8 protein-coding genes are annotated in these 8,528 nt (G+C 42.6%); 3 read left to right on the forward strand and 5 right to left on the reverse strand.

The features are described 5' to 3' along the window. The 3 genes from alaS to csrA form a co-directional block, all read left to right on the forward strand. Positions 1-2,161 (forward strand): alanine--tRNA ligase (gene alaS, locus B4033_RS13440; protein WP_286834642.1); only part of this gene is annotated, 2,161 nt, incomplete at its 5' end. Between the two features lie 64 nt (positions 2,162-2,225). Then, complete coding sequence (locus B4033_RS13445; protein ID WP_048881035.1) at positions 2,226-3,506, forward strand: aspartate kinase; 1,281 nt, start codon at positions 2,226-2,228, stop codon at positions 3,504-3,506. 253 nt (positions 3,507-3,759) lie between these two features. After that, positions 3,760-4,014, forward strand: a complete 255-nt coding sequence (gene csrA / locus B4033_RS13450; protein ID WP_004892562.1) for a carbon storage regulator CsrA — start codon at positions 3,760-3,762, stop codon at positions 4,012-4,014. A 108-nt stretch (positions 4,015-4,122) separates the two neighbouring features. Here csrA and rnhB read toward each other — a convergent pair whose 3' ends face one another. From rnhB to B4033_RS13475, 5 genes are all read right to left on the reverse strand, one after another. After that, a complete protein-coding gene (gene rnhB / locus B4033_RS13455) occupies positions 4,123-4,716 on the reverse strand; it encodes a ribonuclease HII (protein ID WP_286834656.1) in 594 nt (197 codons plus the stop codon). Between the two features lie 71 nt (positions 4,717-4,787). Next, on the reverse strand, positions 4,788-5,171 hold the full coding sequence (locus B4033_RS13460) for a hypothetical protein (RefSeq protein WP_103799898.1): 384 nt from the start codon (positions 5,169-5,171) through the stop codon (positions 4,788-4,790). A gap of 123 nt (positions 5,172-5,294) precedes the next feature. Next, on the reverse strand, positions 5,295-5,642 hold the full coding sequence (locus B4033_RS13465; protein WP_286834646.1) for a hypothetical protein: 348 nt from the start codon (positions 5,640-5,642) through the stop codon (positions 5,295-5,297). Between the two features lie 59 nt (positions 5,643-5,701). Then, the gene (locus B4033_RS13470) at positions 5,702-6,703 is read right to left on the reverse strand and encodes an adenosine deaminase (RefSeq protein ID WP_286834651.1); all 1,002 of its coding nucleotides are present in this window, start codon (positions 6,701-6,703) and stop codon (positions 5,702-5,704) included. 77 nt (positions 6,704-6,780) lie between these two features. Next, on the reverse strand, positions 6,781-8,103 hold the full coding sequence (locus B4033_RS13475; protein WP_286834654.1) for an NCS2 family permease: 1,323 nt from the start codon (positions 8,101-8,103) through the stop codon (positions 6,781-6,783). Between the last annotated feature and the right edge of the window lie 425 nt (positions 8,104-8,528).

Consider the following 8,528-nt stretch of genomic DNA (forward strand, 5'->3'; position numbering starts at 1 on the left):
TACAGGTCCTTGTGGTCCATGTTCTGAAATTTTCTATGACCATGGCGATCACATTTGGGGCGGTTTACCGGGCACACCTGAAGAAGATGGCGACCGTTTCATCGAGATCTGGAACAACGTATTCATGCAGTTCAACCGTACTGCTGATGGTGTGCTTCACCCTCTTCCTGCTCCTTCTGTTGATACAGGTATGGGCTTAGAGCGTATTTCGGCAGTTCTACAACACGTCAACTCAAACTACGAAATCGACCTATTCCAACATTTGTTAAAAGCAGCTGCGGAAATCATTGGTTTAGATACAGCTGAACTTGAAGCGAAAGCACAAGCTGAAGGCAAACCAGTTGAATACCCTGCATCACTTAAAGTGGTTGCTGACCATGCACGTTCATGTTCATTCCTCATCGCTGATGGCGTAAATCCATCAAACGAAGGTCGTGGTTATGTCCTACGTCGTATCATCCGCCGTGCAGTTCGTCACGGTAACAAATTGGGTGCGACAGGTTCATTCTTCCACAAAATGTTGAAGCCTTTGATTGAAGTGATGGGTGCTGCCTACCCTGAACTTGAAGCACAACAAGTTCGTATCGAAGCGCAACTTCTGAAAGAAGAAGAGCAATTTGCAAAAACACTTGAGCAAGGTTTGAAATTGCTTGAAGGTGAATTAGCTCAACTGAAAGGTTCCGTGATTCCAGGTGAAGTTGTATTCAAACTTTACGATACGTATGGCTTCCCAACTGACCTTACAGCGGACATCGCACGTGAACGTGATTTAACGATTGATGAAGCTGGTTTTGAAACTGAAATGGCTGCTCAGCGTCAACGTGCACGTGATGCCGGTAAATTCACGATCGACTACAACTCTGTTGTGAAAGTTGAAGGTGAAACTCAATTTGACGGCTACGATGCAACTGCGGGTGAAGGTCAAATCATCGCAATCTATAAAGATGGCGAGCAAGTTGACGAAGTTGTTGAAGGCGACGAAGCACTGATCGTTCTAAACCAGACCCCTTTCTATGCAGAAAGCGGTGGTCAGATCGGTGATACAGGTATCTTTAAAAATGATACCGGTATTTTCGAAGTTCAAGACACCAAGAAATCTGGTGGTGCGTTCGTACACCAAGGGATCGTGACTATGGGTAACCTGAAAGTTACTCAACATGTAGAAGCAACAGTGAAAGCGGATATTCGTGCAGCAACTGCACGTAACCACTCTGCAACGCATCTTCTACATGCTGCCCTTCGTCAAATTTTAGGTTCACACGTACAGCAAAAAGGTTCATTGGTTGCTTCTGACGTATTACGTTTCGACTTTGCCAATGATCAGCCTGTGACTTTCGAACAGTTGCAAGAAATCGAACGTCTTGTGAATGCTGAAGTGATTGCCAATACGCCTGTTACGACTGAACTGCTCGACATCGAATCTGCAAAAGCCAAAGGTGCGATGATGCTGTTCGGTGAGAAATACGGTGAAGAAGTTCGCGTATTGTCTATGGGTTCAGTGATTGACGAGAAAAACTTCTCGATCGAATTGTGTGGCGGTATTCACGTTAAACGTACAGGTGACATCGGTCTGTTCAAAATCACTTCTGAAGGTGGTGTCGCAGCAGGTGTACGTCGTATTGAAGCCGTAACCGGTACTAAAGCGCTTGAAGCCATACAGAAAGTCGATCGTGATGTTCAATATATCAATGGTTTGTTAAAAGCACAGAACCATCAAACAGTCGAAAAAGTTGAAGCTGTAGTGGACACTGCGCATCAATTGCAAAAACAGATTGAACAGCTGAATCAAAAATTGGCAAGCCTACAAGCCGGTGAACTTTTAAGTCAGGTTCAAGAGCTTGCTGGTCGTAAAACACTAATCACTACCGTTCAGGGTATGGATGCGAAAGCATTGCGTAATCTGCACGACGGTGTGAAATCAAAATTAGAAAATGCAGTCATTGTTCTTGCAGGTGTAGAGGGTGACAAGGTTAGCTTGATTGCATCTGTGGCTAAAGACTTTACTGCTTCTATTAAAGCGGGTGACATCATCAAACACTTGGCTGCAGAGCTAGGTGGTAAAGGTGGTGGTAAACCTGACTTGGCACAAGGTGGCGCGCCACTTAACGAGAAGTTTGCTCCAGTGATGGCTGATTTAGCAGCTTGGCTTGAAGCAAAATAAAAACTTCATTTTGTGTAACTGACCCTGATTGGAACATCAGGGTCATGGTTTGAATGGAACAACTATGGCATTAATCGTTCAAAAATATGGCGGTACCTCAATGGGTACTCCCGAGCGCATTTTAAATGTTGCTCGTCGTGTGAAGCGCTGGCATGACCACGGCCACAAGGTCGTTGTTGTTGTATCAGCGATGAGTGGTGAAACCAACCGCTTACTTGCTTTAGCGAAAGCCATTACCGAAACCCCTGACCCGCGCGAACTTGACCAAATGGTTTCTACCGGTGAACAGGTAACGATTTCGATGTTAGCAATGGCATTGAACTCGATCGGTGTTGAAGCTAAATCTTTGACTGGTCGCCAGGTTGGGATTAAAACCGACAGCGCTTTCACCAAGGCTCGTATTGAATCGATTGATACCGATGTTTTGACTGAAAACCTAGATGCTGGCCGTGTCATTGTGGTGGCAGGTTTCCAAGGCTTTGATGCGAATGGCAACACAACGACTCTAGGTCGTGGTGGTTCAGATACTTCTGGTGTTGCACTTGCCGCTGCATTAAAAGCTGATGAATGCCAAATTTACACAGATGTAGATGGTGTTTATACAACTGATCCGCGTGTTGCACCAAAAGCGAAAAAAGTTGACCGTATTTCGTTTGAAGAAATGCTGGAAATGGCATCCCTTGGTTCTAAAGTCCTTCAAATTCGCTCAGTTGAGTTTGCAGGTAAATACCAAGTGCCATTACGTGTACTTTCAAGCTTCGACAACGACAACGATGGCGCATTTGATGAAGACTTCAAAAACAACGTCGGAACCCTTATCACTACTGAATTGGAAGACAACATGGAACAGCCAATTATCTCTGGTATCGCGTTTAACCGTGACGAAGCTAAACTGACTATTCTGGGTGTTCCAGACGAACCAGGTATTGCCTCTAAAATTTTAAAACCAATTGGTGATGCCAATATCGAAGTCGATATGATCATCCAAAACGTTGAAGAAGATGGCACCACCGACTTCACGTTCACAGTCAACCGTGGCGAGCTTGCAAAAGCGAAAAAAATCCTTGAAGAAACAGCGCAAGCGATTGGTGCACGTGAAGTAGCGACTCGTGATGACATCGTAAAAGTATCAATCGTAGGTGTCGGTATGCGTTCTCACGCTGGTGTAGCGAGCAAAATGTTCACTGCCCTTGCTGATGAAGGCATCAACATCCTGATGATCTCGACTTCTGAAATTAAAATTTCAGTGATCATTGAAGAAAACTACCTGGAACTTGCGGTACGTTCGCTTCACACTGCATTTGGTCTAGATCGTGAGTCTGGCGAATCAAGCGCACGTGCTTAATGATTGATTTGTAATTTATTGTCGTTGTCTGACATTATTTTGCAAAACTTCATAAAAAATCAGAGCCACTATAGTTTTTTTTATAGTGGCTCTGTTATATTAAGGGCGAGGATTTATAGAAAATTTAAATAGATGATAATCCCAACCAAGATGGTGCGTGGTGATCTGTTCGATTTTCTCTTGTGATTTCAAGTTGTGTTTCAACATACATTCTAAATTGAATGCACGTTTAGCGTTTTGCAAGGAGATAAACATGCTGATTCTGACTCGCCGTGTCGGAGAAACTTTGATGATTGGAGACCAAGTCAGCGTGACTGTGCTTGGCGTAAAGGGCAACCAGGTACGTATTGGGGTGAATGCGCCAAAGGAAGTTTCTGTCCACCGTGAAGAAATTTACCAGCGTATTCAGCATGAACGTGCAATGCATGAGCATCTTCAACATATTGATCAGGACTATCAGCCTTCATTTGAAGATGATACCTCTTCTCAGAATAACTTTAATCGTTAATTTCTGCGAAAAATAATAAAGCGGCTCTAGGCCGCTTTTATTTTTTCTACACTTTTACCGCACTTCACTTAGACATTCTATGTATTTATAAAATATTCTATAAATGTCTTATAGCTCCAGTTCACTCTGTTCCTGCATAGCTGCAATGGCTTTACGCACAGGACCAAAACTGCGTCGATGCTCTTCAATTACCCCATGCAAGGCAATTGCTTCAAAATGTGCTTTGGTTGGATAACCTTTGTGCTTGGCAAAACCAAAGTGTGGGAATTTATGATCCATTTCAACCATCTGACGATCACGAGTAACTTTTGCCAAAATACTGGCTGCTGAAATCTCGGCATGCAGTGCATCCCCACCAATGACAGCATCACAACTCATCGCCAAACCTTGAGGAATCTTGTTACCATCAACCAGTACATGATCTGGTTGAATATCAAGTGCTTCTACCGCACGACGCATCGCTAGCAATGAAGCCTGCAAAATATTGTGTTCATCAATTTCTGCTGCAGATGCTTCGGCAATTGCCCAAGCCAATGCTTTTTCCTGAATTTCAATAAATAACTTCTCACGTTTCTTTTCAGTGAGTTTTTTCGAGTCATTCAGGCCTTCAATCGGATTATTCGGATCAAGAATAACTGCAGCCGCCACCACTGAACCCACCAATGGACCACGCCCTGCCTCATCTACACCTGCAATTCGCATCATATTTCCTTCAATTATTCAGCCCAAATATAAAAGCGGCCAAAGTGGCCGCTCATTTAAGCAAATCTTGCTTAGTTTTTCAAAGTTTCTACAACACAGGCATTCAATGTGCTACTTACCACTTTAGTTACCAAGGTTGCTTGAGAAGTTTTGTCCATTGCAGCAACAACCAGGTCAGCTGCTGTTACGCTGGTAGTCGCTTTCTCAGCTACACATGAACATACTTCGTTTTGTAATTCAGTCTGCTGAGTTTCAGTCATCAACTTAGATGCTGTTTTCCAGTAAGTATTGTTATTGATTTCAGTGACGCATTTAGCCTGCACACCCACTTTTACTGCGGCCATTGCCAAGCCGTTCGCTGTAGTTGCAGCAGTTGAACCTGTTGTACCATCAGTGGTAACACAAGCAGTTAAAACAAAAGCCATGGGTGCAAGTACAGCTGCTAATTTTTTCACTGTAAATCCTATGTTGTGAATTAAAGATGCGCTATTTTGCCGAAAATTAAAGCGTGAATAAATCACTATTTCAGCCCATGGAGTCAGTTGTGCAATTAAACGACGCTCATTAAAAACCCTGACCTATTTCACTAATTCCTTTACACAGCCTTTCAAACTATTCGCTACGGCTTGACGTGCCAACTGGTTTTTCGCTTCTTCATTTATTGTTGCTTTAAGCAAAGTTGATGCCGGCACATCTTTTAAAGCATGTTCACCCACACAATCACAGACCTTGTGTTCCAGTTTGGCTTTATTAGCCTCCTGCATCAGATAGGTCGAAACTTTCCAGACTGTGGAATCTTTGAGCTCTTGCCCACATTGATAGGCAATCACTGGCTTTAAAGCTTTTTGAGGCAGGCTTATATCGGCATGACTATGTGTCCAGAAAGCCAAAACAGCCACAGATATCGCGATAATATATTTTTTCATGAATTTACTCATTCAACAGAAAAAGGCGGAGCGAACTCCACCTCTTATGTACAGTTTACTTAAACCAATGCTTTGATCTTACTAATCCAGTTAGCCTTGTCTGCTTCACTGATAAATGAGGCTTCAAAGGAATTGATTGCCAGCTGTTTTAACTCATCATTGCTTAGATCCAGAGCTTCAGCAATGGCAATGAAATTGTCATTCATATAACCACCAAAATAAGATGGATCATCCGAATTCACAGTGACATGCACGCCCTGCTGTAACAGGCGACGAATATTATGTTGCTGCATGTCATCCACCACACAAAGCTTTAAGTTTGAAAGTGGGCATACTGTCAGCGGCATTTTTTCTGCAATCAAACGCTGCATCAATGCCGGATCTTCCTCAGAACGCACACCGTGATCAATACGGTTCACTTTCAACAGATCTAAAGCTTCCCAGACATATTCTGCCGGACCTTCTTCACCCGCATGTGCCACAATCAGGAAACCTGCTTCACGCGCTTTAGCAAAGACACGTTCAAATTTAGAAGGCGGATGTCCAACTTCACTTGAATCCAGCCCCACCCCAATAATTTGATCTTTATATGGCAAAGCCTGTTCTAGAGTTTCAAATGCTGCTTCTTCACTTAAATGGCGCAGGAAACACATGATCAGATGTGAAGTAATACCAAGTTTTTCTGCGGCATCATCACACGCACGTTGCAGACCATTCAGTACTGTTTCGAAAGCAATTCCACGATCGGTATGGGTTTGTGGATCGAAGAACATTTCGGTATGTACAACATTGTCTTCGGCACATTTTTCAAAATATGCCCAGGCCAGATCGTAAAAATCCTGTTCATAAATCAGAACATTGGCACCGGCATAATAAATATCTAAAAAGGATTGCAGATTATGGAAATTATAGGCCTGCCTAACTTCCTCAACCGACTGGTAAGGAATGGCAATCTCATTACGTTGTGCAATTGCAAACATTAACTCAGGTTCAAAAGTACCTTCAATATGCACGTGCAGCTCTGCTTTTGGCATCGCCTGTATTAATTCAAGACGGTTCATCACTACTCCTGATTAAACCTGAGAAAAATAAAAAAGGGCGCAAACTGAGTTTACACCCTTTCTGAATTTGACAAAAATCAGCCACCGAATAGCGCGAATTTCAATGCCCAAAGCACAGCTACAATCCACACCATATACGGTACAGTTGAAGCCTTACCTGTGAGTAATTTAATCAAAGCATAGCTGATAAAACCCATCGCTATACCATCAGCAATTGAATACGTGAATGGCATGAATACGATAGTCAAGAATGCTGGAACAGCTTCTGTAATATCGTCCCAATCAATATGCACGATACCTTGAATCATCAACACACCCACAAACAAAAGGGCTGGTGGTGTTGCAAAGCTTGGTACAGATTGAGCAAGTGGTGCCAAGAATAAGCAGGCAATAAACAAGAAACCGACAATCACTGCGGTTAAGCCTGTACGACCACCTGCAGCTACACCTGCTGAAGACTCAATATATGGTGTAGTTGAAGACGTACCTAATGCTGCACCTGCCACAATTGCAGATGAGTCAGCAAATAGTGCTTTTTTCAAGCGAGGTAATTTACCATCTTTTAATAAACCTGCGCGGTGAGAAACACCAACAAGAGTACCTGTCGAGTCGAATAAATCGACCAAGAAGAATACGAAGATGACACCGATCAAGCTTGCAGTAAACAAACCCTCAAAGTCCATTTGCATAAAGGTTGGCGCAATTGAAGGTACAGCACCGACCACACCTTTAAATTCGCTCAGGCCCATGGCAGCCGAAATGCCCGTCAGTACTAAAATACTGATGATAATTGCACCACGAACTTTAAAATGATGCATCACAACAACCATTAAGAAACCAAGCAATGCAAGCAATACCGATGGTTGTTTAAGGTCGCCTAGACCAACTAAAGTTGCTGGGTTATCGACAATAATTCCTGCGTTTTTCAGCGCGATAAGCGCAAGGAACAAACCAATACCACCACCAATCGCCAGTTTTAAGGACATTGGAATAGCATTGACGATTGCCTCACGTATTTTGAACATACTAATGGCAATAAATACCAGACCTGACACAAAAACGGCGCCCAATGCAGTTTGCCATGGCACACCCATTCCCAGACATACAGAATAGGTAAAGAAAGCGTTCAAGCCCATGCCAGGTGCAAGCGCAATTGGATAGTTTGCTACAAGACCCATCACCAGACAGCCAATTGCGGCTGCAAGACAGGTTGCAACGAAGACAGCCCCATGATCCATCCCTGTTTCGGATAAAATCATTGGATTGACAATAATGATGTAACACATGGTTAAGAATGTCGTTACACCTGCAAGAACTTCTGTACGGAAACTGGTTTTGTTTTCACTCAGTTTGAACAGACGTTCCAGCATGTTTTCGGAAGATGGATTAGGAGTCGTCATGACCTAGCCCCTATTGAGTAAACTTTATGCCTGAGCATTCCATAAAATCCTTCTACTTATTAGGTAAAGGATTTTGCGGATGAGTTAGCAACGAATATGCCAGCATCGCTATTCGACGGGTCAAGTAATCTTAAAGCACAGCAAAACAGTAACTATGCACTAAGCACAAAAAAACTAAACAAAAAAGCTGCATAACCTTATGCAGCTCATTAATAAATGAATTGAATCAATTGGTTACAATAACTCAAATCTGATCCAATATTTTGTTTTCAGAATTATAACACATTGATTTTTTATTGTTTCTAAAATTTAACTTTAATTTTCTATTCAATTTTCAACTGTTTAGTCATTTGAAAAGTTCATTGATTTTATGCAGTTAATAGCTTACTCAAGCAGATATCGTCTTAATGACGAATATGCTTACC

The organism is Acinetobacter sp. UBA3132 (genome assembly GCF_002364825.1).
Classification (GTDB): Bacteria; Pseudomonadota; Gammaproteobacteria; order Pseudomonadales; family Moraxellaceae; genus Acinetobacter; species Acinetobacter schindleri.

Bases quoted from the DNA above. Each gene is read 5' to 3' on its own strand.
- B4033_RS13475 (WP_286834654.1), bottom strand. From the start codon at position 8,103: ATGACGACTCCTAATCCATCTTCCGAAAACATGCTGGAACGTCTGTTC.
- rnhB (WP_286834656.1), bottom strand. From the start codon at position 4,716: ATGCGAATTGCAGGTGTAGATGAGGCAGGGCGTGGTCCATTGGTGGGT.
- B4033_RS13465 (WP_286834646.1), bottom strand. From the start codon at position 5,642: ATGAAAAAATATATTATCGCGATATCTGTGGCTGTTTTGGCTTTCTGG.
- B4033_RS13445 (WP_048881035.1), top strand. From the start codon at position 2,226: ATGGCATTAATCGTTCAAAAATATGGCGGTACCTCAATGGGTACTCCC.
- B4033_RS13470 (WP_286834651.1), bottom strand. From the start codon at position 6,703: ATGAACCGTCTTGAATTAATACAGGCGATGCCAAAAGCAGAGCTGCAC.
- csrA (WP_004892562.1), top strand. From the start codon at position 3,760: ATGCTGATTCTGACTCGCCGTGTCGGAGAAACTTTGATGATTGGAGAC.